24 protein-coding genes are annotated in these 26,578 nt (G+C 58.7%); 4 read left to right on the forward strand and 20 right to left on the reverse strand.

What is annotated here, in order from left to right; translation table 11 throughout:
• Positions 1 to 2 precede the first annotated feature (2 nt).
• Positions 3 to 644 (forward strand): NrsF family protein, encoded by a 642-nt coding sequence (locus HFP51_RS08330; RefSeq protein WP_176875292.1) that lies wholly within the window; start codon positions 3 to 5, stop codon positions 642 to 644.
• Positions 645 to 747: 103 nt separating this feature from the next.
• The gene (gene sppA / locus HFP51_RS08335) at positions 748 to 2,631 is read left to right on the forward strand and encodes a signal peptide peptidase SppA (RefSeq protein WP_176875293.1); all 1,884 of its coding nucleotides are present in this window, start codon (positions 748 to 750) and stop codon (positions 2,629 to 2,631) included.
• Here sppA and HFP51_RS08340 read toward each other — a convergent pair.
• The 14 genes from HFP51_RS08340 to HFP51_RS08405 form a co-directional block, all read right to left on the reverse strand.
• Entirely contained in the window at positions 2,628 to 3,254 is a 627-nt protein-coding gene (locus HFP51_RS08340; RefSeq protein ID WP_176875294.1) for a trimeric intracellular cation channel family protein, read from the reverse strand. The genes sppA and HFP51_RS08340 overlap by 4 nt on opposite strands.
• Positions 3,251 to 3,943 carry a PepSY domain-containing protein gene (locus HFP51_RS08345; RefSeq protein WP_176875295.1) on the reverse strand — a complete coding sequence of 231 codons (693 nt, stop codon included), beginning with the start codon at positions 3,941 to 3,943 and terminating at the stop codon, positions 3,251 to 3,253. Before HFP51_RS08345 ends, HFP51_RS08340 begins: the two co-directional genes overlap by 4 nt.
• A 46-nt stretch (positions 3,944 to 3,989) precedes the next feature.
• On the reverse strand, positions 3,990 to 5,399 hold the full coding sequence (lpdA, locus tag HFP51_RS08350) for a dihydrolipoyl dehydrogenase (RefSeq protein ID WP_176875296.1): 1,410 nt from the start codon (positions 5,397 to 5,399) through the stop codon (positions 3,990 to 3,992).
• Positions 5,392 to 5,754, reverse strand: a complete 363-nt coding sequence (locus HFP51_RS08355; protein ID WP_176875297.1) for a hypothetical protein — start codon at positions 5,752 to 5,754, stop codon at positions 5,392 to 5,394. The genes lpdA and HFP51_RS08355 overlap by 8 nt, the downstream gene beginning before the upstream one ends.
• A 10-nt stretch (positions 5,755 to 5,764) precedes the next feature.
• Positions 5,765 to 7,015 carry a 2-oxoglutarate dehydrogenase complex dihydrolipoyllysine-residue succinyltransferase gene (gene odhB / locus HFP51_RS08360; protein ID WP_176875298.1) on the reverse strand — a complete coding sequence of 417 codons (1,251 nt, stop codon included), beginning with the start codon at positions 7,013 to 7,015 and terminating at the stop codon, positions 5,765 to 5,767.
• A 1-nt stretch (position 7,016) separates the two neighbouring features.
• Entirely contained in the window at positions 7,017 to 9,920 is a 2,904-nt protein-coding gene (locus HFP51_RS08365) for a 2-oxoglutarate dehydrogenase E1 component (RefSeq protein ID WP_176875299.1), read from the reverse strand.
• 56 nt (positions 9,921 to 9,976) lie between these two features.
• On the reverse strand, positions 9,977 to 10,861 hold the full coding sequence (gene sucD / locus HFP51_RS08370) for a succinate--CoA ligase subunit alpha (protein WP_176875300.1): 885 nt from the start codon (positions 10,859 to 10,861) through the stop codon (positions 9,977 to 9,979).
• Positions 10,862 to 10,891: 30 nt separating this feature from the next.
• The gene (gene mdh / locus HFP51_RS08375; protein WP_176875301.1) at positions 10,892 to 11,854 is read right to left on the reverse strand and encodes a malate dehydrogenase; all 963 of its coding nucleotides are present in this window, start codon (positions 11,852 to 11,854) and stop codon (positions 10,892 to 10,894) included.
• A 137-nt stretch (positions 11,855 to 11,991) separates the two neighbouring features.
• Positions 11,992 to 13,386 carry a M20/M25/M40 family metallo-hydrolase gene (locus tag HFP51_RS08380; protein ID WP_176875302.1) on the reverse strand — a complete coding sequence of 465 codons (1,395 nt, stop codon included), beginning with the start codon at positions 13,384 to 13,386 and terminating at the stop codon, positions 11,992 to 11,994.
• 84 nt (positions 13,387 to 13,470) lie between these two features.
• Complete coding sequence (gene zapE / locus HFP51_RS08385) at positions 13,471 to 14,601, reverse strand: cell division protein ZapE (RefSeq protein WP_176875303.1); 1,131 nt, start codon at positions 14,599 to 14,601, stop codon at positions 13,471 to 13,473.
• Positions 14,598 to 15,050, reverse strand: coding sequence for a PaaI family thioesterase (locus HFP51_RS08390; RefSeq protein ID WP_255454610.1), 453 nt, complete (start codon positions 15,048 to 15,050; stop codon positions 14,598 to 14,600). Before HFP51_RS08390 ends, zapE begins: the two co-directional genes overlap by 4 nt.
• A 14-nt stretch (positions 15,051 to 15,064) precedes the next feature.
• Positions 15,065 to 15,847 (reverse strand): succinate dehydrogenase iron-sulfur subunit, encoded by a 783-nt coding sequence (locus HFP51_RS08395; protein ID WP_176875304.1) that lies wholly within the window; start codon positions 15,845 to 15,847, stop codon positions 15,065 to 15,067.
• 105 nt (positions 15,848 to 15,952) lie between these two features.
• Positions 15,953 to 17,329 (reverse strand): cell envelope integrity protein CreD, encoded by a 1,377-nt coding sequence (gene creD, locus HFP51_RS08400; protein ID WP_176875305.1) that lies wholly within the window; start codon positions 17,327 to 17,329, stop codon positions 15,953 to 15,955.
• 84 nt (positions 17,330 to 17,413) lie between these two features.
• Complete coding sequence (locus HFP51_RS08405) at positions 17,414 to 18,421, reverse strand: phosphoribosylglycinamide synthetase (protein WP_255454611.1); 1,008 nt, start codon at positions 18,419 to 18,421, stop codon at positions 17,414 to 17,416.
• Between the two features lie 110 nt (positions 18,422 to 18,531).
• Here HFP51_RS08405 and HFP51_RS08410 point away from each other — a divergent pair, with 110 nt between their 5' ends.
• Positions 18,532 to 19,680 carry an alpha-hydroxy acid oxidase gene (locus HFP51_RS08410; protein ID WP_176875306.1) on the forward strand — a complete coding sequence of 383 codons (1,149 nt, stop codon included), beginning with the start codon at positions 18,532 to 18,534 and terminating at the stop codon, positions 19,678 to 19,680.
• Here the strand turns inward: HFP51_RS08410 and HFP51_RS08415 are convergent.
• The 6 genes from HFP51_RS08415 to sdhC all read right to left on the reverse strand — a co-directional run bounded on the left by HFP51_RS08415 (position 19,677) and on the right by sdhC (position 25,072).
• The gene (locus HFP51_RS08415; RefSeq protein WP_255454612.1) at positions 19,677 to 20,696 is read right to left on the reverse strand and encodes a C13 family peptidase; all 1,020 of its coding nucleotides are present in this window, start codon (positions 20,694 to 20,696) and stop codon (positions 19,677 to 19,679) included. The genes HFP51_RS08410 and HFP51_RS08415 overlap by 4 nt on opposite strands.
• Before the next feature lie 72 nt (positions 20,697 to 20,768).
• Positions 20,769 to 22,079, reverse strand: coding sequence for a M20/M25/M40 family metallo-hydrolase (locus HFP51_RS08420; protein WP_176875307.1), 1,311 nt, complete (start codon positions 22,077 to 22,079; stop codon positions 20,769 to 20,771).
• 32 nt (positions 22,080 to 22,111) lie between these two features.
• Entirely contained in the window at positions 22,112 to 22,450 is a 339-nt protein-coding gene (locus HFP51_RS08425; protein ID WP_176875308.1) for a hypothetical protein, read from the reverse strand.
• Between the two features lie 2 nt (positions 22,451 to 22,452).
• Positions 22,453 to 24,255: a succinate dehydrogenase flavoprotein subunit gene (sdhA, locus tag HFP51_RS08430; RefSeq protein ID WP_176875309.1), complete on the reverse strand. Its 1,803-nt coding sequence runs from the start codon at positions 24,253 to 24,255 to the stop codon at positions 22,453 to 22,455.
• Positions 24,255 to 24,635: a succinate dehydrogenase, hydrophobic membrane anchor protein gene (gene sdhD / locus HFP51_RS08435; protein WP_176875310.1), complete on the reverse strand. Its 381-nt coding sequence runs from the start codon at positions 24,633 to 24,635 to the stop codon at positions 24,255 to 24,257. The genes sdhA and sdhD overlap by 1 nt, the downstream gene beginning before the upstream one ends.
• Positions 24,635 to 25,072, reverse strand: coding sequence for a succinate dehydrogenase, cytochrome b556 subunit (sdhC, locus tag HFP51_RS08440; RefSeq protein WP_176875311.1), 438 nt, complete (start codon positions 25,070 to 25,072; stop codon positions 24,635 to 24,637). Before sdhC ends, sdhD begins: the two co-directional genes overlap by 1 nt.
• Positions 25,073 to 25,228: 156 nt before the next feature.
• Between sdhC and HFP51_RS08445 the strand changes: the two genes are divergently transcribed.
• Positions 25,229 to 26,545, forward strand: a complete 1,317-nt coding sequence (locus HFP51_RS08445) for a methyl-accepting chemotaxis protein (protein ID WP_176875312.1) — start codon at positions 25,229 to 25,231, stop codon at positions 26,543 to 26,545.
• Positions 26,546 to 26,578 lie beyond the last annotated feature (33 nt).

Here is a 26,578-nt window from a genome sequence, read left to right on the forward strand (position 1 = left end):
TAATGTCTGAAGAGTTTGATCTTGATCGCCTCGCTGAGGAGCTGGAGCCGGTAAAACCGCTCAACGCCAATGGCGCAATCGGCAGCATGGTGCTGCTGACGGTGATCGGCGCTGTTTTCGTGGTGTCGACACTCGGTTTTCGGGACCAATTCCTGGGCTCCACAGCAACCGATCCGATGTTCCTCATCCGCTCCGGCCTGCTGGTCGTATTGGCAGCTGCAAGTTTATCGGCTGCCACCAGCATGGCGCGTCCCGCGGTAGGAACCAATCGATCGGGCTGGCGCTGGGCGGCGATGGCCGCGCTGATCGTGCCGATCGCGGCCGCGGTTGCAGCGCTGGTGAGCCGCACACCGGTCGCCGAGCGGCTACATCCGGTTAACGGCGTGGAGTGCCTGACCTATTCGATCAGCATCGGGCTTGTTCTGGGCGCTGTTCTCACCTGGTGGTTACGGCGCGGCGCGCCGACCTCGCCGGAACGCGCAGGGACTGTAACCGGGCTGGCGGCAGGGAGCCTCGGTGCCCTCGCCTATTCCATGCACTGCCCGCACAATGATCTCGTCTATATCGGGCTATGGTATACGATCGCGATCGGGGTCACGACGCTCGTTGGCCGCCTGTTCGTGCCGCGCCTCGTGCGCTGGTAGACGCTTTCCTTCGCAGAAATCTGGCCGCTGTTTGGCGAGTGGCATTTGTTTCCGGCGGTTTGCATCCCTAAATACCGTATGTCTGACGTGTTAGGAGCATAAGATGCGGTTGTTGAGCGGTGCCTGGAAGATATTGGTCGGAATCAAGGACGGGCTTGTCCTGCTCCTCATGCTGCTCTTTTTCGGCGTGCTCTACGCGCTGCTAACGGCCAGTCCCAACCCGGTTGTGCCCGGCAATGGCGCGCTCCATCTCAACCTTGAGGGGATTATCGTCGAGCAGCCCGAAGAGACGAACCCCTTTGACGCGCTCACCGGCGGCGAAACGATCCGCCAGCATCGCCTGCGCGATATCGTCCAGGCGCTTGAAAGTGCCGCAACCGATGACCGGGTAACCGCGGTTGCGCTCGATCTTGATGGCTTTTTCGGTGGCGGACAGACCGCGATTGCCCGGGTTGGCGATGCGATCCAGACGGTACGTGATGCCGATAAGCCGGTAATCGCCTTTGCGACCGGCTATGGCGACGATGCCTATGCCCTCGCGGCGCATGCGAGCGAGATCTGGGTCCACCCGATGGGCGGCGCATTGATCCTCGGACCGGGCGGTAATCGGCTCTATTATGGCGATATGCTTAGGCGATTTGGCGTGACCGCCAATATTTTCCGCGCTGGCGAGTTCAAATCGGCCGTCGAACCTTACAGCCGCGCCGATCAATCGCCCGAGGCACGTGAAGCCAGCCAGGCGCTCGCCGACAGCCTGTTCGAAGCATGGCGCGAAGATGTGGCTCGAGCCCGGCCGGACGCGAATATCGATGCGATTATCGCCACGCCCGCAGACCTGGTGGAAGCCGCAAACAACGATCTTGCGACCGCAGCGCGCGACGCAGGTATGGTTGATGAAATCGGCACGCGGCTCGACTGGCAGGCGCGGATCGCAGAGATTTCCGGCGAAGATGTTTCAAACGGCTTTCAGGCCATTCGCCTCGCCAACTGGATTGCCGCCAATCCGCGCTCGGGCGGCAGCAGCAATATCGGCGTCGTCACCGTCGCCGGGACTATAGTTGATGGCGAAGCCCCTGCTGGCACGGCAGGCGGTGAGACAATCGCCGACCTGCTCCGCGAGGCCTCCGAAAACTATGATTTCTCGGCGCTGGTCCTGCGCGTGGATTCGCCCGGTGGATCGGCCTTGGCATCGGAGAGGATCCGGCGCGCTGTGCTCAGCTTTGCAGAAACCGAAGGCGATATTCCGGTTGTGGTTTCAATGGGTAACCTCGCCGCATCGGGCGGCTACTGGGTCGCGACAGCCGGCGATCATATCATGGCAGAGCCGGGAACGATCACCGGATCGATCGGCGTATTCAGCATCATCCCGAGTTTCGAAGGCACTCTCGACCAACTCGATATCGGTGCCGATGGCGTAACGACGACGCCGCTATCCGGTGAGCCCGATGTGTTTGGCGGGATATCCCCCGAAGCACAGCGGCTCCTCCAATCGGGGACCGAAGATATCTATCGCCGCTTCCTGTCGCTGGTCAGCGAGAACCGCGACATGCCGGTCGAACGGATCGCTGAGCTTGCCGAAGGCCGCGTCTGGGCTGGCGGAACAGCGCGCCAGCTTGGTTTGGTCGATGCATTTGGCAATCTCGATGAGGCGATTGCCGAGGCGGCATCGCGCGCCGAGGTTGAAGCCGATGACGTTCGCGTCCTGTGGATCGAGCAACCGCCTGATCCCTTCACCGAGTTCATCCGCAACTGGACCCGCGACGAGGATGACGCCCAGCAAACCGCTGCTCCCCGTGACATCTGGACGATGCTGGCCCCCGACCCGCGTGCGATCCTCGCGACCGTGATGGCTGAGATGCAGCTGCTGATGACCGGTCCGGCCATGCAGTTACGGTGCCTTGAATGCCCTGTTGACGTCATTCCGGGGCGCACCAGCGCGGCCGATGCAGCAACGATGCGGGTGATAGTCGCGGAATGGCTCGGCTAACCGCCGCGATACACCGGTAGGGCCAGCCCCTTCCATATTGCGAGCGCGCGGAGGCCAAAGCCGGCTAGTGCCGATATTCCTGCCGCCACCGGTAGCATGACACCTACAGCGCTCAGCCCGACGAACAATGCAGCCGCGAGCGCAGCCGCCGTCACGTATAGCTCCGGGCGCAGGATGATTGACGGCTCGCCCGCCATTACATCTCGGATGATGCCCCCCAGACAGGCCGTGAAGATCCCCATCATGACGGCGGCCAATGGCGGTACGCCAAAGCTCAGTGCCTTCGCCGCCCCAAATACCGCATAGGCTGCCATGCCAACCGCATCCAGCCAGTCCAGCGCCTTTCCGCGCCATAGCCGGGCCGGTGTGATCCAGATCAGCAGCGCAATAACAAGACAGGCGATCAGCGGCCGCGCGTCTGCGATCCAGAATACTGGCGCACCGATCAGGAGATCGCGGACCGTTCCGCCCCCCACGCCGGTCGCCAGTGCAAAAAAGGCGAAGGTCACCAGCGTCTGTTTGGCCCGCGCCGCCGCAACCGCACCCGTAGCCGCAAACAGACCGATGCCGGCAAGATCCAAGGCGGAAAGAACTGGACCGATCGGGAACTCTATCGGGCTCATGCGCGACCCTTGCGGCGTCTGAGGTACCGCCATGGCAGGACGATCAATCCGAATACCACCATCAGGAATGCGAGCACGGCAAAGCCAATCAGCAGCGGATGGCTGGTATCGCTCCGCTCCTCCAGATCCATGATGTGGAGCCCCCACATGAAATCGAACGCGCGCCACAGTCGGGTGCGAACTGCAAGTACATCACCGGTTTCTGCATCGATATAGACGTGATGGCTATCACCAAAGCGCGCCTGCCAAGCCGGTCGATTGCGCCGCAAGTCCATTGGATTGGCATCGGCCGCGAACAGCTGCATCTGAGCCAAGGGTTGATCGCCAGCATAGGCCGCTTCTGCAATCTCGGCTGCCTCCGCGCTGGTCAGCCGAAGCGGCAAATAGGCCCCTGTCTCGATCGATGCGCGTCGCCCGCCACCATCGGCATAACGGATAATCCATTGCGTGCCATCATGTCGCTGCGCGAGTTCGACACCGCTCACCGCGCGAACGCTGCTATCGATACGCGGGAAAACCGGCGGATTTTCAGGCGTCGCAATATTCGGTGCATCGGCACGCAAATGGGCACCGCGTACGGTTTCGATCGGTTGTGCAACCATGAACAGGCCAGACAGCGTCCACAACACAAGCGGGACGCCGGCGAGCCAGCCCAGCCAGATATGCCATTTTATCAATCGAAGCCGCATCGATTCTTTCCCCGGCGGTCAGCTCTCGCCGAGCCAGCCGCGATGGTCAAATATGGATGGGCTTGCCTTGAACGGCCATCGCGGCTTCTTTCAACGCTTCGGCATGGGTCGGATGGGCATGGCAGGTATAGGCGATATCTTCGCTCGTCGCGCCAAATTCCATCGCCTGCGCGGCCTGGGCGATCATCGTACCGGCTAGTGATGCGATGATATGGACCCCCAGAACCCGATCGGATTCCGCGTCCGCAATCACCTTCACAAAGCCATCCGTATCGCGGTTCGTCTTGGCGCGGCTGTTGGCCATCATCGGGAATTTACCCGATTTGATCGTATAGCCTTTTTCCTTGGCTTCTTCTGCTGTCAGGCCAACTCCGGCGATCTCCGGCATGGTATAGACCACGGACGGGATCACATCATGGTTCACGATGCCGATCTCACCGGCAATATTTTCGGCAACCGCAATGCCTTCGTCCTCAGCCTTATGGGCCAGCATCAGGCCGGGCACGACATCGCCGATCGCCCAGACACCCGGAACCGTGGTGCGGAATTCATGATCGATCGGAATCTGGCCGCGCTCGTTCAGCTCAAGCCCGATCGCATCCAGGCCAAGCCCGTCTGTGTTCGGCCGCCGACCAATTGAAACCAACACGCAATCCGCGTCGATCTGCTCGGCATCGCCACCGGCTGCCGGTTCAACGGTGAGCTTCGCCTTGGTCTTCAGCGCTTCCACTCCGGTCACCTTGGTACCGGTGCGAATTTTGAAACCCTGTTTCTTGAAGATCTTGGCGGCTTCCTTGCGGATATCGCCATCCATACCGGGCAAGATCTGGTCGAGAAATTCAATCACCGTCACTTCGGCACCCAGCCGGCGCCAGACGGACCCAAGCTCAAGCCCGATCACACCGCCGCCAATCACGACCATATGTTTCGGCACCTTCGGCAAGGTCAGCGCGCCAGTGGAATCGACCACGATATGCTTGTCATTGTCGATCTCGACGCCCGGAAGCGGGGTAACCGACGAACCCGTCGCAATCACAATATCCTTGGCTGTGACGGCCTTACCATCCACCTCAACCGTATTTTCGCCAGTAAAGGTCGCATGTCCTTTTAGCCAGTCGATCTTGTTCTTTTTGAACAGAAATTCAATCCCGCCGGTCAGCTCGCCCACCGCCTTGGATTTCTCGGCGTGCATCTGATCCAGGTCGAGTTTCGTGCCGGTCAGCTTGATACCAAATTTTTCGAGCGCGCCGTCATGCGCTTCTTCGTACAGTTCGGACGCATGCAGCATCGCCTTGGACGGAATACAGCCGACATTGAGGCAGGTGCCGCCCAGCGTCTCACGACTTTCCGCGCACGCCGTTTTGAGACCGAGTTGGGCTGCTCGGATCGCGGCGACATAACCGCCCGGCCCAGACCCTATAAATAGGACATCATAATCGAATTCGGTGTTAGCCATCAGACTGCTCCGGGATTTCTCTGCATTCAGCTGCGGCGGCAGCAAATTGTTCGTCGGTGGCGCCCGCAATTTCCATTGGGGCATAGTCGCGGATCATTACATCAGCAACACAAGCGCACATCGTTTCGGCATCTGCCTGGTCAACGCCCCGACTGACGACGGCAGTGGCGCATCCCGGTATGAACTGGCTGCGAAAGCCGTCGACAAAAGCTGTCTCAAAGTCTCGCTGATATCGAGCTGCCGATTCGTCCGGCGCCTCGGCAGTGACCTCCTCGCCGCCGCCGTCATCGCGATCGGACGTACAACCGCCAATGAAAATCATCGATGCTGCCAAGCAGCAGCTAAGCAATCTCATCGCCATGTCCCTAAAGGTCGATCAGCAAGCGCATCGGATCTTCGAGCGCTTCTTTCATCCGGACAAGCGCGGTTACGGCTTCGCGACCATCGATCAAGCGATGATCATAGGAGAGCGCCAGATACATCATCGGACGGGCTGCGATCGAACCATCCGGCAATACGACCGGGCGTTTTTCTATCCGATGCATGCCGAGCACCGCGGACTGCGGCGGATTGATGATCGGGGTTGAGAGCAGTGAGCCAAACACGCCGCCATTGGAAATGGTGAAGGTGCCACCGCGCATCTCGTCCATCGACAGGGTACCGTCTTTGGCGCGCTGGCCGAAATCGGCGATCGTGGTTTCGATTTCCGCAAAGCTCATGCTTTCGGCATTGCGGATCACCGGCACGACCAGGCCATTGGGCGCGGAGACCGCAACCGACACATCGACATAGTCACGATAAACGATCTCTTCGCCTTCGATCTGGGCATTGACGGACGGTACATCGCGCAGTGCGAGGCAGGCCGCTTTCACGAAGAAGCCCATGAACCCGAGCCGGATTCCATGTTTCTTTTCAAATAGTTCTTTATATTGGCTGCGCGCGTCCATCACCGCCGTCATGTCGACATCGTTGAAGGTCGTAAGCAATGCCGCTGTGTCCTGCGCATCTTTGAGACGCCGGGCGATCGTCTGGCGGAGACGTGTCATCCGAACCCGTTCTTCGCGCCGCTCGCCAGCGACAGCAGGCTCAGGAGCCGGGGCAGCTGGCGGAGGTGCGGGCGCTGCGCTCGGCGCGCTTGCTTGGCCTTTCTCAGCCTTGGCCGCTGCCAGCACATCGTCCTTGGTCAGTCGGCCATCTTTACCGGTGCCGGCAATCTTCGAGGGATCAACACCATGCTCGAGCACGAGACGGCGCACGGCCGGAGACAGGGTAAGCGGCTGGCTATCCTCATCGGCTGCGGGGGTAGGAGCGGCCGGTGCCGGCGCTTGTTTTGCTGGCGCCGCTTCCTTCGCTTCGGCCTTGGGTGATGGTGCTGCAGCACCATCACCAATGCGCGCAATGACCGCACCTACTTCAATCGTATCGCCAACGGCGACCAGCTGTTCGGACAATGTGCCCGCTACCGGTGAGGGGACTTCGACGGCCACCTTGTCAGTTTCCAGACTGGCAATGGGTTCATCACGTCCAACCGCATCGCCGGGCTGTTTTAGCCATTCGCCAAGCGTCGCTTCGGTAATCGATTCCCCGAGCGTCGGGACTTCAACATCGGTTGCCATCTTACTTCTTTCCTTGGCTATGGCCGAGCGCCTCAGCGACCAGCTTTTCTTGTTGCTCGGCATGGCGTTTGGCGAGACCGGTTGCCGGCGAGGCACTGGGCTCGCGACCGGCATAATGTGGCCTGTCCGGGCCAATTCCTGCTTCGTCGAGACATTCTTCTAGATAGTGACGGGCGAACATCCATGCACCCTGATTCTTCGGTTCTTCCTGGGCCCAAACCACAGTTTCGAGGTTTTTCATTCGTTTCAAGCGGACGACGAGTGGCTCGCCGGGGAACGGATAGAGCTGCTCGATCCGCACGACCGAGGTGTTTTTATCCCCTGCGGCGTCGCGCGCATCGAACAGGTCATAGGCAACCTTGCCCGAACACAGGACCAACCGCTTGATATCGGTATCTTTTGGTGGATTTGGATCGGAATTGATCCGCATGAAATGGCTTTCGCCAAGGAAATCGTCGACATCCGAAACCGCGGCCTTGTGACGCAGCAGCGATTTCGGTGTCATAATCACCAACGGCTTGCGGAATGGCCGCTGCATCTGACGCCGAAGGACGTGGAAATAGTTGGCCGGGGTCGTGATGTTCGCGACCTGCATATTATCGCCAGCGCATAGTTGGAGGAACCGTTCGAGGCGCGCGGAGCTATGCTCCGGTCCCTGCCCTTCATAACCATGCGGCAGAAGCATCACCAAGCCGTTCGCGCGCAGCCATTTTGCTTCGCCCGACGCTATGAACTGGTCGATCATGATTTGAGCGCCATTGGCGAAATCGCCAAATTGCGCTTCCCACAGCACCAGCGTCTTGGGATCCGTCAACGCATAGCCATATTCAAAGCCGAGCACGCCATATTCGGAGAGCGGGCTGTTCAGAACGTCAAACTCACCGCCTGGCACTTCTTCCAGCGGCGTATAGCGTGCACCGGTTTCCTGGTTGATCCATTCGGCATGGCGCTGGCTGAACGTCCCGCGGCCTGAATCCTGCCCAGACAGGCGGACATTATAGCCTTCATCGACCAGCGTACCAAAGGCCAGTGCCTCGGCCGTCGCCCAGTCGAAACCGCTGCCCGTTTCAAACATCTTGCGTTTGGCATCGAGGATGCGGCCGAGCGTCTTGTGGATCTGCACATCTTCGGGAACGGTCGTCAGCAGCGCGCCGATTTCGTGGAGCTTGTCTTTCTCAATGCCGGACACGATGCCGCGACGCGCGGTCTCCGGATCGGCCGGAGCGGCCAGCCCTTCCCAGCGCCCGCCAAACCAGTCCGCCTTGTTCGGGCGATAGGATTTCCCGGCCTCAAACTCATCTTCGAGCAGTGCATTGAATTCATCGGTGACCTTGTCGGCCCATTCTTCACCGATCACACCTTCGGTGAGAAGGCGCTCGCCATAGATTTTCGAAACCTTGGGATGCGACCGGATCGCACGGTACATCAGCGGCTGGGTAAAGCTTGGTTCATCGCCTTCATTGTGCCCGAAGCGGCGATAGCACCACATGTCGATCACAACATCGCGGCGGAAGGTCTGGCGAAACTCGATCGCCAGCTTGCACGCAAAGGTCACAGCTTCGGGATCATCGCCATTTACATGGAGGATCGGCGCCTGGACCATCTTCGCAACGTCTGACGGATAGGGTGAGGAGCGAGCAAATTGCGGGCTGGTCGTAAAGCCGATCTGGTTGTTGATCACAAAATGGATGCAACCACCGGTATTATAGCCCCGAATGCCCGAAAAACCGAAACATTCCATGACGATGCCCTGGCCTGCAAAGGCCGCGTCACCATGCAACAGGACGGGCAGAACCTCTTTATGTTCGGCCAGATCTTCGCGCATCACCTGGGTGGCGCGGGTCTTGCCAAGAACAACCGGGTTCACCGCTTCGAGATGCGATGGATTAGGCACCAGCGACATATGCACGCTGATCCCGTCAAACTCGCGATCGGTGGACGTACCGAGATGGTATTTCACATCGCCGGACCCGCCAACATCTTCCGGATTGGCAGCGCCGCCGGCAAATTCATGGAAGATCGCGCGATAGGGTTTCGCCATCACATTGGCGAGCACGTTCAGCCGACCACGATGGGCCATGCCAATGACCATCTCGCGCACCCCGTCCGCGCCACCATATTTGATGATCGCTTCGAGCGCCGGAACCATGGATTCACCGCCATCAAGCCCGAACCGCTTGGTGCCGACATATTTCTTGCCGAGAAAGGCTTCCCATTGCTCGGCTTCGATCACGCGCTGTAGGATCGCCTGTTTGCCTTCCGGGGTGAACTGGATGGTGGCTTCCTTGCCTTCCATCCGTTCCTGCAAGAAGCGCCGCTCTTCCAGGTCATTGATGTGCATATATTCCAGGCCAACCGGCCCGCAATAATTCTCGCGGAGGATCGTGACGATCTCGTTGACCGTCGCCGTGTCCAGCCCCAGCGCACCGCCAAGATAAACCGGCTTATCGAGCTCATCTTCCGTAAACCCGTGAAATTCCGGTGTCAGATCGGCGGGCAGCTCGCGCTCATGCAGTTTCAGTGGATCGAGATTGGAGGCCAGATGGCCGCGCACCCGATAGGTGCGGATCAGCATCATCGCGCGGATGGAATTCCCCGCAGCCCGTTCAATCTCGCCGGCTGGCGGCACTTTGCGGGAGTAAGACGGTGCTGACGGCGCCGTGTTCGGCTCGACAATCGTCATCTGGGTCGGGTCGAGCCCGGCCGTCATCGAATTGGTTTGTTGGATCGGCCAGTTTGGTCGCTGCCAGCTCGGCCCGCTCGCAGTTTCTTCCAGTCCTTCGAAAAAGCCGCGCCAGCTAGCGTCAACCGCATCCGGGTCGGCGCGATACTGGCGATACAGGGCCTCTACAAAGGAAGGGCTAACGCCCTCCAGCTGTGAGAAGTCCAAGCCCTCATAGCCCATGAAATGTGATCCCTAGCTGTCCCACACCATCGATTTGGCGCTGGACTGTCTCTCTATCAACCCTTGAGCAGTTCCGCGAGTGTTGTGCCGAGTTCCGACGGGCTGGGCGATACCGCAATACCAGCGGCTTCCATCGCCGCGATTTTGTCATCTGCACCGCCCTTGCCGCCCGATACAATCGCACCGGCATGGCCCATCCGGCGGCCTGGAGGCGCGGTGCGACCAGCAATGAAGCCAACGACGGGCTTAGAGCGGCCGGCCTTTGCTTCGTCCGCAAGGAATTGGGCGGCTTCTTCTTCAGCGCTACCACCGATTTCGCCGATCATGACGATCGACTCTGTCTCATCATCAGCGAGGAACATCTCGAGCACGTCGATAAAGTTGGTACCGTTCACCGGATCGCCGCCAATACCAACCGCCGTCGACTGGCCCAGACCTACAGCCGTTGTCTGATGGACAGCTTCATAGGTGAGCGTGCCGGATCGACTTACAACGCCCACCGAACCCTTGGAAAAAATGCTGCCGGGCATGATGCCGATCTTGCATTCATTCGGGGTCAGGACACCGGGACAGTTCGGCCCGATCAGCCGCGAATTGGACTTGTCGAGATGGCCTTTGACCGTGACCATATCGAGCACGGGAATGCCTTCGGTAATTGTCACGATCAGCGGGATCTCCGCTTCGATCGCCTCGATAATCGATGCCGCAGCAAATTTCGGCGGCACGTAAATCACGCTGGCGTCCGCGCCGGTCGCATCGCGCGCTTCAACAACCGTATCATAGACGGGCAGGCCGAGATGCTCCGTCCCACCTTTGCCCGGCGTAACGCCGGCGACCATCTTGGTGCCGTAATCCAAACCTTGCTGGGTGTGGAATGTGCCGGTGTCACCGGTCATGCCCTGGGTGATGACCTTGGTGTTGCTGTCGACGAGTATGCTCATCGTGCTAAAAATCCTGTTGCTTGAGGGGCGCTATGCGAGTGAACTGTCCAAGCCCTTACAGGCTACGAGCAGTTCTTTCACCGCATCGACCGACACATTGAAATTGGCGCGCGCTTCATCGCCGAGTTCGATCTCGACAATCCGTTCCACGCCATCCTTGCCAATGATCACCGGCACGCCGACATATAGGTCGTCGACGCCATATTGGCCGGTGAGGTGCGCGGCCGCGGGAAGTACGCGCTTCTTATCCTTCAGATAACTTTCCGCCATCATGATCGCGCTGGTCGCCGGTGCATAATAGGCGCTGCCATTGCCGAGCAGACCGACAATCTCGCCACCGCCCTTGCGCGTGCGATCGACAATTGCATCGATCTTGTCTTGCGTCGACCAGCCCATCTTGATCAGATCGGGGATCGGAATACCGGCCACCGTCGAATAAGCGGGAACCGGAACCATCGTATCGCCATGGCCGCCCAGCACGAATGCCGTGACATCTTCTACCGATACGCCGAATTCGTCGGCGAGGAAGTGACGGAAGCGTGCGCTGTCTAAAACGCCTGCCATGCCGCACACCTTGGAATGCGGAAGACCAGAAAATTCGCGCAGCGCCCAAACCATCGCGTCGAGCGGGTTGGTGATGCAGATAACGAAGGCGTCGGGTGCATGGGCCTTGATACCCTCACCAACCGATTTCATCACCTTGAGGTTGATTTCAATCAGATCGTCCCGGCTCATGCCCGGCTTACGCGCAACACCCGCGGTCACGATGCAGACGTCAGCGCCAGCAATATCGGCATAATCCTGCGTACCCTTGAGTGCGCTATCAAAACCTTCGACCGGCCCCGCCTGAGAAAGATCAAGCGCCTTTCCCTGCGGCATGCCTTCGGCGATGTCGAAGAGGACAACGTCCCCCATTTCCTTCATTCCGGCGAGATGGGCGAGCGTGCCGCCAATCATTCCGGCGCCGATAAGCGCGATCTTGTTGCGGGCCATGTCTATCCTTCGTGAATTTTGCGAAAAACTAACAGAAATACGGGCGCGGGCTTAAACCCTAACCCGCGAGTCGGCAACAGCCACTGACGCATTTTTGCGGGTGGAGCCACGCCGTGCGGCGAAGCGGTGCGCAACAATTATTCCGCGCCGGCAAGGTCTCGCAACAACGCTTCCCAAATGTCGACGCTTCCATGGAAGCCTTCCACCAATACACGCTCGTCCAACCCATGGGCGCCAGATGCTTCGCCAGATATGCCCCAAGTCCCGCCAATACCATAGGTCGGGATGCCCGCCGCACGTGTGAAGATAGCATCAGTCGCTCCAGCGGACATGAACGGAATGATTGGCGCATCAGGAAAGCGAACGGCCAGCGCACTCCCATAAGCAGCGAAGAGCGCCTCATCGATTGGCGACGGATCGGACCATGCACCGCTGCCTTCCATAAGGCTAACCTCGACATGCTGCCCGGCAATCATCTGTAATGTTCGTTGAATGTCTTCGACCGGCGTACCCGGGAAAATCCGACAATTCACTGTTGCTTGGGCGCTTTGCGGAAGGGCATTCGGAGCATGCCCCCCGCTAATCTCGGTCGCGACGCAGCGTGTGCGTGTCTGACCAGGTTCGAGGGACTCGATCAGGTCGGCAATCTCGCCATTGTCGGGATCGTCCAACCAACTGCGGACGAGTTGGCCGTAAAAGCCATCATCATTGGCCGCGAGCATCTCATAGGAAATGCGCGTGGCGTCATTGAGCTGGTGTGGGAAGCGATGCCTTTCGACACCTGTAAGAGCCGCGGCCAGCTGATAAATTGCGTTATCCGGACGCGGTCGAGAGCTATGGCCGCCACGGTTCGTCACCCGAAACTGGAAATCGGCATAGGTTTTCTCGGCAATCTGGACAAAAAAGCCTTCGACGCGACCGTCGCGAAAAACGCTTCCGCCACCGCCATCGCTGTTAAGGGCCACATCCGCCTCGATTAGCTCGCGCCATTCGCTGGCGGCCAATCGCGCGCCATTTTGCAGCGTTTCTTCATCCCCGGTGAACAGCACAATCAGATCGCGATCCGACGCGAACCCCGATGCCTCGAGCCGCTGCATTGCCAGGACCATGCCGGCGATGCCGGCCTTATTGTCGCGTACGCCGCGACCGAGATAATAGCCTTCTTCTTCACGAAAATCGAAAGGTGGGTTTTGCCAATCATTCGGATCGGCATCGACCACATCCATATGCGCCATCAACAGGATTGGCCCCTCGCCGGACGGTTGATCTGCCAATCGTCGAGCGATCAACGTCTCGGTATCGTCATGCTGTTGGACGTTGAACCTATCAAAGCCTGCCTGGCCAAGCTCAGATCGCAACAGCGCCACCAGTCTCGGCATCTCGCCACGCCCCGCTACGGTCGGGATTTCGACAATCTGTTCCAACAGGGCGCGTTCGGCGAGCCTATCTTGGGCAGCAGCAGGCACGGCACCGAGCGCACATATCGCTGTAATCATTGATGATATGACGCAATTCTTCAGAATTCGGCGCATAACGATATCCTCAGTTCATGAATGGAATGCTGGCCAGACTATCTACCCGGACAACGCAAGGAAGCAATGTTGTCGGGTATTACCCTATCCTGTTTCCGAGCTGCCATTGGGGCCGTGGCCGGCAGCCATATAGTCTTGCGACTGCATCTCGATGAGGCGCGATGCCGTGCGCTCAAACTCAAATGACCCATCGCCACTGGCGTAAAGGTCCGTTGGCTCAGCATCGGCAGCCGCAAGCAGCTTCACCTTATACTCGTAGAGCGCATCGATCAGCGTCTTGAACCGTGCCGCCTCATTGCGCTGGGCCGGACCCATTTGCGGGATCCCGACGATAATCACGGAATGGAATTTGCGCGCTATCGCCAGATAATCGGGGGCGCCCCGCGCTTCACCGCATAGGCGTTTGAAGGAGAATACCGCGACGCCTTTGAGCGATTTGGGAACATGCATCGTCCGCCCGCCTGGAACGGCGATCTCTTCGCTCGGCACATTGTCGGCATCGTCGGGCGAATAATCCGTGAGCCGGAAGAAAGCCTCGCGGAGTTTCGCCGTGGCTTCATCGCCATTGGGCACATACCAGGTTGGCATGCCGCCCAGCCGATCGAGCCGATAATCGGTCGGACCGTTGAGGGGCACCACTTCCAGCTGCTCTTCGACCAGGTCGATAAAAGGCAGGAAAAGCTCGCGATTTTGGCCATCCTTGTAAAGATCAATCGGCGGCCGGTTGGATGTGGTGACGACGGTCACGCCCTTATCCAGCAGAGCGGTGAAGAGCCGCGACAGGATCGCCGCATCGGCCGTATTATTGACGACCATTTCATCGAGCGCGAGCAATCGGGCTTCGTTGCGAATGGCGTCTGCGACCGGGATCACCGGATCGCCCTTCTCCTTGGCGCGTTCGGCGCGCAGCCGATCATGGATGTCGAGCATGAACTCGTGGAAATGGACCCGGCGTTTGGATGGAGTGTCGAGGCAGGCGAAGAACAGGTCCATCAGCATGGACTTGCCGCGCCCGACACCGCCCCACAGATAAACACCGCGCACATTGTCCGGCTTCTTGCCAAGCGCGCGCCACAGCACGCTGCCGCGACGCGGCGCGGCCTCCAGTTCCTCGCTCAAGCGAACAAGATGCGCGACCGCGTCGTGCTGGTCCGGGTCAGGCTGAAGCTCCCCTGCTTCAACCAGGGCCTGGTAGCGCGCGGCCAGCGCCGTCATTTGGGTGGGCTGACCTTGCGGATGGTGCCCGAAAAGGCCGATACCTTCACTTCGTCCTGCACAACGATTCCGCGCAGGAAAACGAGCCGTCCGGTCTCGCGCAATATCTCGACTTCGGCATCAAGCGGTTCGTCCATTTTCCCGGGCGCCATGAACTGACAGGTGAGATCAAGCGTCACCGACCGGCCGGCATGCTCGATACCCAGCGTCCGCGAACCGGCGAACAGCGCAACATCGATAAAGCTCATTACAACCCCGCCATGCACGAAATCTGCAAGGTTGCTATGCCCCCTTTGCGGCCACATACGGCAGCGGGCGATCGTGTCGCTCTCCTTGCGAACCCGGAATGGACCAAGGAAGCGGTTGAACCGATCCTCTTCCAATATCTCCCAGATCATCCAGCCCGGATTGTCAGGATCGGGTTCGTGGCGGAACTTCGATGTCGACAAGATATCCGCTCCGCTCAGACCGAGCGTTCGAGCATCATCTTCTTGGTTTCGGCAATCGCTCGCGCCGGCGACAGGCCCTTTGGACACACCGTCGCGCAGTTCATGATCGTGTGGCAGCGATACAGGCGGAACGGGTCTTCCAACTGGTCGAGACGCTCACCAGTGTGCTCATCGCGACTATCAGCAAGCCAGCGATAGGCCTGAAGCAAAATGGCGGGACCCAGGAACTTGTCCGAATTCCACCAATAGCTGGGGCAGCTTGTCGAACAGCAGGCACACAGGATGCACTCGTACAGCCCATCAAGCTTGGCGCGCTCTTCTGGAGACTGCAGGCGCTCCTTGCCCGAAGGCTCGGGTGTTTCGGTTTTCAGCCAGGGCTGGATCGACGCATATTGGGCATAGAAATGGGTGAAGTCAGGAACCAGATCCTTGATCACATCCATATGCGGCAACGGCGTAATCGTGACTTCCTTGCTTTTGCAGTCTTCGATCGCCGTTGTGCAGGCGAGGCCGTTGGAGCCGTCAATGTTCATCGAACAGGACCCGCAAATACCTTCGCGGCATGACCGGCGGAATGTCAGCGAACTATCCTGCTCCCCCTTCATCTTGATCAGGGCATCAAGTACCATCGGACCGCACTCATCCAGATCAACTTCGAACCGATCATAATGCGGGTTTTCGCCGCTATCAGGATCATAGCGATAGACTTTGAACGTCTTCGTACGGGATCCATCGGATTTATGGACTTCACCCTTGTTGGTGATCTTGCTGTTCTTCGGAAGCGTGAATTCAGCCATGATGCGTACAATTTCCTTGCCGTGTGCGAGCGAGATAGCGCGTCATTCCGCACTGCGGAAGGGGTTTAGTCCGCGAATCCCGGCATTAGGCAAAAATATTCCCGCTTAGTCCAGCGCTTCGCTCCCGGACCGCCCCCAATCAATGCCACGGGTTGTGTACATTACGGCCGCCAGGGCAACGAAAAGCATCAGCGAACCAATGAGTAGCGAGTATCGTTGCATATTAAGCAGCATGAACATGACCGCATACAGGCCCGACAATAATCCGCCGATATAGGCAGCCCTGCGCCAGCTCTTGAGAACGGCGGCTGAATAGCTGGTGTTCAATCCGACAATCGCGGCGGCGGCGGTGAGAAACGCCCAACCGAAGCCAATTATCTCGGCAAAAGCGAGCAGCAACACAAAGAATAATATGAGTGCGGCGCCAACGAGAAGATATTCAACCGTAGACACCCGCACGCCAGCAATCACGTCGAACATCAGATAAGCAAGAAACGTGAAGCCGATGATCAGAAATCCATATTTCACGGATCGATCGACGCGCGAATAGAGGTCCACCGGCTGAATGAGGTTCACGCGGATTTCATAGTCGCCAGCCGGCGCGTCATAAGCATAGCGACCGGTCGCCATCTGGTCTTGCGGCGCCATGGCACTAGCAGCATCTCCAGCCGCGACCAGCGATCGGCCAAGCGCAAGGTTGGAAACGCGATAGGAGGCCTCAAATCCGTCCGCACTGATTTCGCGTTCGCGCGGGCTAAAGCCGCCCTCGAATGATGGGTGCGGCCAAGTCGAGCGAACGCGCCACTCCGTCTCGCCAGCCAATGGTTGCAATGACAGTCTCTGGTTGCCGCGAAACTCCATCGAGAAGCGCGCCGGAATGCTTTCCTCGGCCAGAGCCGATGCATCGACGGACGCAGAAAAGCCTGGCCCCACACCGCCGCCAGACCGCAGTTCGACATCGTTCCCACCAAATTCGATATCGGCACTTTGAATGGCACGCATGTCCGACAGTCCAAACCGCAATTCGGCACGTTCATAGGCAAGTGACGATCGCTCAATACCGAGACGCGCAAGATCAGCTGGCAGAACAAACTGCGCGGAGCCGCTGGTGGTCGCTCCGTAAACAACCGCCTCATAGATCGATCGATTGCGTCGCTGCGGTGCGAGTTCCGTTTCCAGATTCAAGGTTTCAGGAGCTAGCGCCAGTTCGCGCCAGACCATGCGCGTTCGCGTCACCGAACGTCCATCTTCTTCTGTCGTCTCGCTGGTTTCTGCTTGATAGGGAATGATCAGTTGAGGGCCAGAAATGATCTGCGGCCCGCCCCAGCCTTCGGCAATCGATGCCATGGCGGTTTGGGATTGTTGTTCGCGATCATAGACCAACAGCCAGATCGTGAAGAGCGGTATCGACAGCAAGAAACCGACGATCAGGACAAGCGCCAGTTTGAATCCTGGCGACCGACTATCGGCTGTCTCACTCATGTTCTTTCCCCTCAACTCATCGACAATAACTACCGTTTCGTCGACCGCGTTGAAGGGAGGCGTGTGAACCGCCGCTTAATGAAATCAGTTTCCGATCAATCCATTGCGCCGCAAGCTGTCTGCCAAAATTGTCTCGAGCAGATCGGCATGACTGAATCCCGCCAGTGCGGCGGCTTTCGCCATTACTTTTTCAGACCAGAGGTTACAGTTGAGATTGATTTCAATGAAGTTGATATCGCCGGTGTTACGATCCAAGCGGAACTCGATCCGCCCATAGTCGAATGGACGGAACTCTCGGGCGACCTTGCGCGCATACTCAGCAACCTTGGGCGCGAATTCCGGATCATTGAATTGCTGGAGTGAGGCCTTTTCGGCGTTGGCGACGAGATCGCGTTTCTCATAATAAGTCCAGAGCTTCTGTGTATCTTCCCGTTCATAGATCAGCATTGGCAGCATCACCGGGTCACCCATCGAAATGAACGCGACCTGGACATCATAGCCGTCGAGATATGGCTCGACGATCGCGTCATGACCCTGGCCGTGAATATCGGCAACGGCATTGGCAACGCCGGCCCAATCGAATGCATCCGATATGCCCCAACTCGCTGATGATGCGTTGGGCTTGATCACCCAGCGCTCTGCTTTGGGACAATCCGCCTCTTCGACAGGCGCGCCGCGTCGATAGCAGAACCAAGGTGCAGTCGGCACTCCGCCATGCGCGCACACGAGTTTTGACACCGATTTGTCATCACCAAGTCCACGGATAAAAGGACCCGCGCCAATATAAGCGATCCTATGCATGTTGCAGAGCAACGGGATCATCATTTCCGAGTTGACGAAGCCACCGCGATTAAGAAGCGGGAACACGAAATCGACGTTCGGGTTTTCAAACAGCACATCATAGCTGTTGGCGAGCGTCAGATTGAGATCAAGACCCTCAAGCGTTGTTCGGACTTCATGATGATAAATTGCATGATTGCCGTCTTCAGGATGCATGCCGCCGCCCCAAAGCGCGTGTTTCGCCATGTACATGATGCGAAGCCGTTCCCTGGCCTCCGCTGGAATTCTCAGCGGCTCAAGTGAATCTGCCACGGTGCTCCCCCAATATCTTGCAGTGCCTTTCCGCTCCCTAGCTACATAAAACGCAATCCGCCAGATGCCGTGCTGGGCAAGTCTCGCCGCGTCGGTTAGATGACATCGCTATGCGATTGAACAAATGCCATAATGTCGATGATTTTCGGCGGTTTGCGCGACGCCGACTCCCGTCTCCTGTTTTTCACTATATTGACGGGGGCGCAGATGATGAGGCGACCCTGCGCCGCAACACCAGTGCCTATGAAGGTTGTGACCTCGTTCCCAACGTCCTGGCGGGCGTTGAGGAGATCGACATGTCGACCACCGTGTTGGGGCAGAAGATCGACATGCCGCTCTTCCTGTCTCCTACAGCGCTGCAGCGGCTGTTCCACTGGCAGGGCGAGCGCGCGGTTGGGCGGGCGGCGGAAAAATTCGGCACCTATTTCGGCATCTCATCGCTCGCGACGGTTGGCATTGAGGAGATTGGAGAGACCATCTCCAGCCCAAAAATGTTCCAACTCTATATTCACAAGGACAAAGGATTGAACCGGGCCATGGTCGAGGCCTGCAAAGCCGCGCAGTTCGATGCCCTCACCCTGACGGTCGATACCATTGTCGGAGGCAATCGCGAGCGCTGCCTCAATACCGGCTTCACCTCGCCACCGCGCATCACGCCGCGATCCTTCCTCAGCTATGCGGCCAAACCGGCCTGGGGATTGAACTATCTACTCCGCGAGAAATTCGAGCTTCCAAACCTGTCCGGCCATATCGGCGAAGGCAGCAATGTCGCGCTGTCGATCGGCGACTATTTCACCACCATGCTCGATCAATCGCTCGACTGGGACACGGCTGAACAGATCTGTGCGGAATGGGGTGGGGAGTTTTGCCTGAAAGGCATCATGTCCGTCGAAGACGCCAAACGCGCAGCCGATATCGGGGCCACCGCGATCATGATCTCCAATCATGGCGGCCGACAGCTCGACGGCAGCCGCGCTCCATTCGATCAGCTCGCCGAGATTGTCGATGCCGTGGGCGATCGGCTGGATGTGATCTGCGATGGTGGAATCCGCCGCGGTAGCCATATTTTAAAAGCCCTTAGTATTGGGGCCAAAGCCTGTTCGGGTGGACGGCTCTATCTTTACGCGTTGGCCGCCGCTGGCCAGGCCGGCGTCGAACGGGCGCTCGGAAATTTACGCGCCGAAATCGAACGCGACATGAAGTTGATGGGCGTCACCAGCGTGGATCAGCTCAGTCGCGACAATCTGCGCTGGCGCTAACGTCGTGACGCCGCTTGCGTCCCTTCAGGTGCGGGTCGACCCACCGGCGCGGTCGCAGATTGCGGCATGCGGCCTTCCAAAGCGCCGAGCCAGCCAGCCGTTTGCATCCCAATTGAGATCTGCGGCTCCGAAGGTGTGATTCCGATATCTCCTTCCCACTGGCCAATCTTGGTCCGAGCTTGATCGAAGGCGTCGTTCAATGGCTGAGGACGGCGCAGGGCCCTATTGATGAAGGCATCGCCAAAATAGGTCCAATCATTGCTCGGTGTGCAGCCAAAGGACGTTCGATCCGCTGCGGCGGCGCTGATCACAACGCTGGTTGGCGAAGACAGGCTGCGCAAGAAAGTCCCCGAAAAACAGGAGTTCATGATCAGTAATCGATTGGTGATGCGCAGCTCGCCTAGCAGATTGGAGAGCCTTAGCGGCGACATCGATCCATAGCCCTGATCGCCATAATAATAGACAATACCCGTAGGCAGCCCATGGCTTGTCGCAAACAATACCAACACGTCTTCGGCCGGATCCATAATCTCTGCAACCCGCGCAAGCGCAATAGACAATGAGGTAAGCGATCCGCGCGGCAGACTATCATCGCCATTGCCGTCGGGCGCAGCGAGCACGATGGTTCGTCCCTCCGCATCATATCGCCTGCCAAGAACGCGCGCGGCTTCGCGCGCCTCGCGTCCAAATACCGGATCGCTGTCCAATGCTATCGACACCACATAGGAATCGACGGTCCCCGGCCGTTGGGGAGCAAGGCCCGACAAGGCGGTTGTAAGCCGTTGATGATCCTCAAGCGCGGCGCGCGCGGTCAGATCATATTCGATCTCGGTACCCGCATTGGCACCAAGCACAGCCTCATGCGGCTGGACGCGAGACAGGAAGGAGGGAAGCGGTCGCGTATGGGTCACCACCGGCGCGGACTGAGATTGGGCGAGGCTCGGCGTGGCCGTGATCCCCAAGACCAACGCCATCACAATTAGAATCACGCGAATCTGCTCAAACATGATGTGCATGCAAGCCCCCTTAGACAGACCCGTTAAACAGTCTTGTCCGACAGGCGCGAAGTCAAGCCGCCATCAAATCGCTTACCGGGCTTCGCTGGCCAGGCGCGACATCAAAATGGCAGCGCGCTGGGCCTGGCGCGGAATGCTGTCCAAATGGATCGCCTCACCAGGAGCATGCGCACTTTCGCCTGACGGCCCCAAGCCAGCAAGTGCGTCCGTATAGGGCGCTACAAATGAGATATCAGCTGCACCGCGACGCAGCGGATCGAGCTCGGGTTGCGCATCCAGACCGAGATCCTGATTGATGGCATTCAGCCGTGCCAGAAGTGCGCGATTGCCTTCGGTGGGCGCCATAGGCGGATAGCCCTCATCGAACGTGATTGCGGCGCTGGTGCCGGGCGAATGATCCGCCACGATCGCTTCCATGCGAGCGCGAACGCGGTCCGTCTGCTCCTGGGTCAATGTTCGGAAATCGCCGCGAGCCATGGCGATCGGCGGCACAATGTTGGTTTTACCGGTCGCCTCTGCGGCCAGCAGGTCTTCGCTGAAACTCGCCGTGGTTCCGCCAGCGATCAGCCCTACATTAAAGGTGAGGCTCGGCTCGGGCAGCTCGGTCCGGAATCGCGCGATAATTCTTGCCAGCTCATAAATCGCACCGTCACCCATGCGTTCACTGAAGATGGCCGAGCTATGACCTTCATTGCCGGTAGTCCGCAGCGTCCACGCATTGGACGATCGCCGCGCGACCACGCCCATATCCTGGCCGTCCTGGATGGAGAGACTTTCAAAGCCGAGCGCCACGTCAGCCCATTGGCCAGCGGCGATCAGGTCGCGCCGCGAGATGCTGGCGGGTTCCCCAAAATCCTCTTCGTCCCCGGTAATTGCGACGGTGATGTTGGCGCCTTCGAGCGTGCCTGCCGCATGCATTGCCCGCAGCGCTGACAAGATGATGATGATCCCGCCCTTGTCATCATAGATGCCCGGGCCGGTTGCGCGGTCACCGTCGCGCACAAAGGTTTGAAAATCAGAATCGACTTCAAACACCGTATCGGTATGGGCGATCAGCAATATCCGCTTATTGGCCGGATCGCCTTCGTGCCGGGCAAAGAAATGGCCAGCGCGATCCACCTCACTTTGGTCGATGATTTCGACGGTAAAGCCGAGCGCCTCAAATTCCGGCCGGAGCATCTCCATGACCGCCCGATTGCCTTCAATATTGCGAGTTCCGCTATTTTGGTTTGTCATGCGCTCGAGCAACGCAATATGCCGCTCATATTCCGCATCGACGGTCGCGGTGATTTGCTGCTCAGCGGCACTCAATTCCGCAGCAGCCGGGCTTGCCAACACCGCAGCACAGGCGAGAAATATCGCGGAAATAGCATTGTTTTTCATAAAGTTCCTTATCATCTCAATCTGCGCTGCATTCAAAGTAACACGGCCAACACAATGCCCAATGCTGTGAACTGAACGATCGCAATAATGATAATGGTGCCGCGCAGGCGAGCAACGCGCGCTTCGCTTTGAGCATCCAGGGCGGCGATCGCTTCGGCCAGTTCCTGCTTGGTCGGCAGACTCTCCAGCGCCTCGCGCAAAAGTTCGGCGTCGCTCGGTTCGCCCTCTGCCGGCGGGAGGATTTCCGTCTGGCCTTTGCGCTTACCCAATCGGTCAGCCAATAAACCGCCAGCTTTGGAAGCGGCCTCTATACCCACGCGTCGAACCTCGGGGTGAGCCAGCGCGGAGATTACCCAGGCCGGCCAAGCCATCCTCAATACACCCGCGCTTTCGGTTCAATATAGTCGGCGTCATCGGTCAGCGTGAAATCGTGGACCGGGCGATAGTCGATCGCCACATTGCCATCCTTGCCGCCCCAGCCGGGGAAACGGGTGACGGTGTGTTTCATCCAGTTCTCGTCATCGCGATCCGGATAGTCTTCATGCATATGCGCGCCACGGCTTTCTTTCCGATTGGCGGCACTATTCATGGTCACGACCGCCTGGCTCATCAGATTATCGAGCTCAAGCGTTTCGATGAGATCGGTGTTCCAGATCAAAGACCGATCGCTTACCTGCACGTCCGCCAGTTTGGTGTTCACCGCCGTCATTTTCTCAACGCCTTCGTCGAGCAGCTTGGTGTCACGGAAAACGGCAGCATGGGCCTGCATGCTCTTTTGCATGTCGAGCCTCAGCTCGGCTGTCGGCGTTTCGCCATCGGCATGGCGGAAATGATCAAGCCGTTCGAGCGCGAGATCGGCGCTATCGCTTGGCAACGGCTTCTGGTTCGCGCCACCTTCAAGCTTGTCCTTGAGCCGCAGGCCGGTTGCGCGACCAAACACGACAAGATCGATCAACGAGTTCGAGCCCAAACGGTTGGCGCCATGGACGGAGACGCAGGCCGCTTCGCCGACCGCGTAAAGACCGTTGACGATAGCATCCGGATCGTCAGCCGTGGGATTCACCACCTCGCCCCAATAGTTACAGGGAATGCCGCCCATATTGTAATGGACCGTTGGAACGACCGGCAGCGCCTGGCGCGTCAGATCGACGCCAGCAAAAATCTTGCCGGTTTCAGTAATACCAGGCAGCCGTTGGGCCAGCACAGTCGGGTCAATATGATCCAGATGCAGGAAGATATGATCCTTGTCCGATCCAACCCCGCGCCCTTCGCGGATCTCGGTGGCCATGCATCGCGACACAACATCGCGTGATGCCAGGTCTTTCGCCGACGGCGCATAGCGTTCCATGAAGCGCTCGCCCTCGGAATTGGTCAGATAACCGCCTTCGCCTCGCGCGCCTTCGGTGATCAACACGCCAGCGCCATAGATGCCGGTTGGGTGGAACTGGACGAACTCCATGTCCTGCAGCGGAAGGCCAGCGCGCAACACCATGCCGCCGCCATCGCCCGTGCAGCTATGCGCACTGGTCGCGCTGAAATAGGCGCGTCCATAGCCGCCAGTCGCGAGAACCACGGCCTGCGAACGGAAGCGATGGATCGAACCATCTTCGAGGCACATGGCGATCACGCCGCGGCACTCGCCATCTTCCATGATCAGATCGATCGCAAAATATTCGATGAAGAAATCCGCGTCATATTTGAGGCTCTGCTGGTATAGCGCATGAAGCATCGCATGGCCGGTCCGATCAGCTGCAGCGCAGGTTCGCTGGACTGGCGGGCCTTCGCCCATATTCTGCATATGACCGCCAAAGGGCCGCTGATAGATGGTGCCATCATCATTACGGCTGAACGGCACGCCCGCATGTTCGAGCTCATAGACCGCTTGCGGCGCTTCGCGGACAAGATATTCGATCGCGTCCTGGTCGCCGAGCCAGTCAGACCCTTTGACCGTGTCATACATATGCCAGGTCCAGTGATCGGGTGTATTATTGCCGAGCGAAGCGGCAATACCGCCTTGCGCTGCCACGGTATGCGAACGGGTTGGGAAAACCTTGGTAATACACGCCGTTTTAAGGCCAGCCTCGGCGCTGCCCATTGTTGCACGAAGACCGGATCCGCCGGCGCCGACGACCACCGCGTCATAGGTGTGATCGATAATCTTGTACGCGTCCGACATCAGGCAGCTCCCCCGAATGCGATTTTCGCGATGGAGAAAATGGCGATGGCACCAGCGCCGACCGCAAAGAAGTTGATGAGCACAATCATCCCCAATTTGGATGCTTCGTTTTGAACATAATCTTCGACCACGACCTGAAGGCCGAGGCGAATATGCCAGAAGACATTGGCCGACAGCAGGATCATGGCGATCGCAACGAGTGGCGCAGACAGCCAGTCAGTGACGACATCATAGCTGAGATTTGGCAAGCGGATCAGCGAAATTACAAACCAGCTGACAAGCAGAAGATTGCCTGCCGCGGTCAATCGCTGCGTCCACCAGTGATGCGCGCCTTGCTTGGCTGAACCGAGACCGCGAACGCGACCGAGACCCGTACTCATCAGCTATCTCCTCCGGTGAGCGCGGCAATGAACGGCCAGCACAACCAGGCCCATAGCGCGATTGTTGCAAGGATGGCCCCGGCCACTACGGCGATCGACCAGAAGCGATTGGTGCGCAGCTCATAACCCGCGCCAGTATCGAGCACGAAGTGGCGCATTCCGTTAAACAGGTGCGTAAAGAAGGCCCAGGTCAGTCCGATGCCGAAAATTGCCCCGACAATATTGATCGCGCCACTCTCGACGGTCAGCAGATCAAGAAACCAGGCATAGCTCGCTTCGCCACTGGCAGCGGCCAATAGCCAGCCGGCAAAGATAATCCCGCCGACAATAGCCAAGCCAACGCCGGTAATCCGGTGCAGGATGGAAACGAGCATATTGGCGCCCCATTTCCAATGGGTAAGATGCGGCGATAATGGACGTGAATGATTGCGTGACATTATGGTCTCTAGCGCTTTCCCTGTGTGGTCTTCCTCTTAGACGAACGGCCTTTTCATGCAAGCTGCGCTTTCGAACAGGATGCACAAAGCTAACGTGGCCTTAACCAATCTGTTTTAGGCCTGAACTCGCAGATTTACAGCGTGGGCGGAGGCTTAATGGGTATCCAGGATCATATTGCCGTTTTCGATCATGACGGCAGCCTTGAAGATAAGGTCAAGCGAATTGGCGAACTGGTCAATGGCCATGAACGCCAGCTTGCGACCGAGTTTTGGGACCGGTTTATCGAACTGAACCCCTCGCTAAAGGCGATGAGCCCGGAGCAGCTCGACAAAGCGATCATCTATTCCACCGAATATAGCATCGAAAAGCTCAATCGGCCGATGGACGTTCGCTGGACCGAAATTGCCCGCAAACATGCCGAACGTATTCTTGCCGCCGGTATCTCGCCCAAGGAGCTTTATGCGGCGCTTTCGCTGGTCAACCAGACGGTACTCAAGATCATCGATGACGCCACCGAGGGTGATCGCGATGAACGGCTCGCTTTGTCCAAGGCCCATTTCCAGTTTTCCGCACTGGAGCTCGAGATCACATCCTCGTTCATCACCAAATTGCTGTTCGCCGAACAGGAAGCGAAACGCCAGGAAAGCACCGAGCTTTTCCGCGAAATGATCGAGAAGACGGTCAATGACGCCACCACCGACAGCCAGTCGGTGATCGCTAACACCAACGATGCATCGCGATCGGTGAATGGCATGCTTGGCAAGGCCTCCGAAGTTGCTGCGGCGGCTGAACAGTCCGCGCTCGCCATGCGCGAAGCGGCACAGACCGCAGCCGGCCTTATCCGCGCGATCGAAGAAGCGCGCAGCGAAGTCGAAACATCCGCAGATGTTGCGACCCGGGCTTCTGAACAAGCGCAGGAAGCCGTGCGCGTCAGCGAAGCCCTGTCCGATCACACAGTGTCGATCGAATCCATTCTCGGCCTGATCCGCGACGTTGCCGGACAGACCAACCTCCTGGCGCTCAATGCGACGATTGAAGCGGCGCGCGCCGGTGATGCCGGTCGCGGTTTTGCGGTGGTCGCCCAGGAGGTGAAGACGCTTGCCAACCAAACCGCCCAGGCAACCGACGATATCGCCAACAAGATCGCCGCAATTCAGTCCGCCACGGCCCAGACGGTCGAGACGAATGAATCGATCCGCGCCACGGTGAGCGAAGTCCAGGCCTCTGCCACCCGGATCCGGACGGCGATGGAGCAACAGGCCCAAACGGTCACGACGATCACGGCCGCGGTCGACGAGACAGCGCTTGCCGCTGACTCCATGTCGGGCACGATCGCCGCGATCCGCGAGGATAGTGAAAGTGTCTCGGCAGATATCACGCGCGTATCCGACGGATTTCACGGTGTGGACGGTCACCTGCAAAAGCTGACCGGCGCTGCTGGCGAATTCGTCCGCCGAATGGCCGACGGCTAAGCGCTTTCGTTCACCCGCCAGTCCGCCTATCCA

This window comes from Parasphingopyxis sp. CP4, from assembly GCF_013378055.1.
GTDB lineage: Bacteria > Pseudomonadota > Alphaproteobacteria > Sphingomonadales > Sphingomonadaceae > Parasphingopyxis.

Coding starts and splice junctions, on each gene's coding strand:
- HFP51_RS08330 (WP_176875292.1), top strand. CDS start 3: ATGTCTGAAGAGTTTGATCTTGATCGCCTCGCTGAGGAGCTGGAGCCG.
- sppA (WP_176875293.1), top strand. CDS start 748: ATGCGGTTGTTGAGCGGTGCCTGGAAGATATTGGTCGGAATCAAGGAC.
- HFP51_RS08340 (WP_176875294.1), bottom strand. CDS start 3,254: ATGAGCCCGATAGAGTTCCCGATCGGTCCAGTTCTTTCCGCCTTGGAT.
- HFP51_RS08345 (WP_176875295.1), bottom strand. CDS start 3,943: ATGCGGCTTCGATTGATAAAATGGCATATCTGGCTGGGCTGGCTCGCC.
- lpdA (WP_176875296.1), bottom strand. CDS start 5,399: ATGGCTAACACCGAATTCGATTATGATGTCCTATTTATAGGGTCTGGG.
- HFP51_RS08355 (WP_176875297.1), bottom strand. CDS start 5,754: ATGAGATTGCTTAGCTGCTGCTTGGCAGCATCGATGATTTTCATTGGC.
- odhB (WP_176875298.1), bottom strand. CDS start 7,015: ATGGCAACCGATGTTGAAGTCCCGACGCTCGGGGAATCGATTACCGAA.
- HFP51_RS08365 (WP_176875299.1), bottom strand. CDS start 9,920: ATGGGCTATGAGGGCTTGGACTTCTCACAGCTGGAGGGCGTTAGCCCT.
- sucD (WP_176875300.1), bottom strand. CDS start 10,861: ATGAGCATACTCGTCGACAGCAACACCAAGGTCATCACCCAGGGCATG.
- mdh (WP_176875301.1), bottom strand. CDS start 11,854: ATGGCCCGCAACAAGATCGCGCTTATCGGCGCCGGAATGATTGGCGGC.
- HFP51_RS08380 (WP_176875302.1), bottom strand. CDS start 13,386: ATGCGCCGAATTCTGAAGAATTGCGTCATATCATCAATGATTACAGCG.
- zapE (WP_176875303.1), bottom strand. CDS start 14,601: ATGACGGCGCTGGCCGCGCGCTACCAGGCCCTGGTTGAAGCAGGGGAG.
- HFP51_RS08395 (WP_176875304.1), bottom strand. CDS start 15,847: ATGGCTGAATTCACGCTTCCGAAGAACAGCAAGATCACCAACAAGGGT.
- creD (WP_176875305.1), bottom strand. CDS start 17,329: ATGAGTGAGACAGCCGATAGTCGGTCGCCAGGATTCAAACTGGCGCTT.
- HFP51_RS08410 (WP_176875306.1), top strand. CDS start 18,532: ATGCGATTGAACAAATGCCATAATGTCGATGATTTTCGGCGGTTTGCG.
- HFP51_RS08415 (WP_255454612.1), bottom strand. CDS start 20,696: ATGCACATCATGTTTGAGCAGATTCGCGTGATTCTAATTGTGATGGCG.
- HFP51_RS08420 (WP_176875307.1), bottom strand. CDS start 22,079: ATGAAAAACAATGCTATTTCCGCGATATTTCTCGCCTGTGCTGCGGTG.
- HFP51_RS08425 (WP_176875308.1), bottom strand. CDS start 22,450: ATGGCTTGGCCGGCCTGGGTAATCTCCGCGCTGGCTCACCCCGAGGTT.
- sdhA (WP_176875309.1), bottom strand. CDS start 24,255: ATGTCGGACGCGTACAAGATTATCGATCACACCTATGACGCGGTGGTC.
- sdhD (WP_176875310.1), bottom strand. CDS start 24,635: ATGAGTACGGGTCTCGGTCGCGTTCGCGGTCTCGGTTCAGCCAAGCAA.
- sdhC (WP_176875311.1), bottom strand. CDS start 25,072: ATGTCACGCAATCATTCACGTCCATTATCGCCGCATCTTACCCATTGG.
- HFP51_RS08445 (WP_176875312.1), top strand. CDS start 25,229: ATGGGTATCCAGGATCATATTGCCGTTTTCGATCATGACGGCAGCCTT.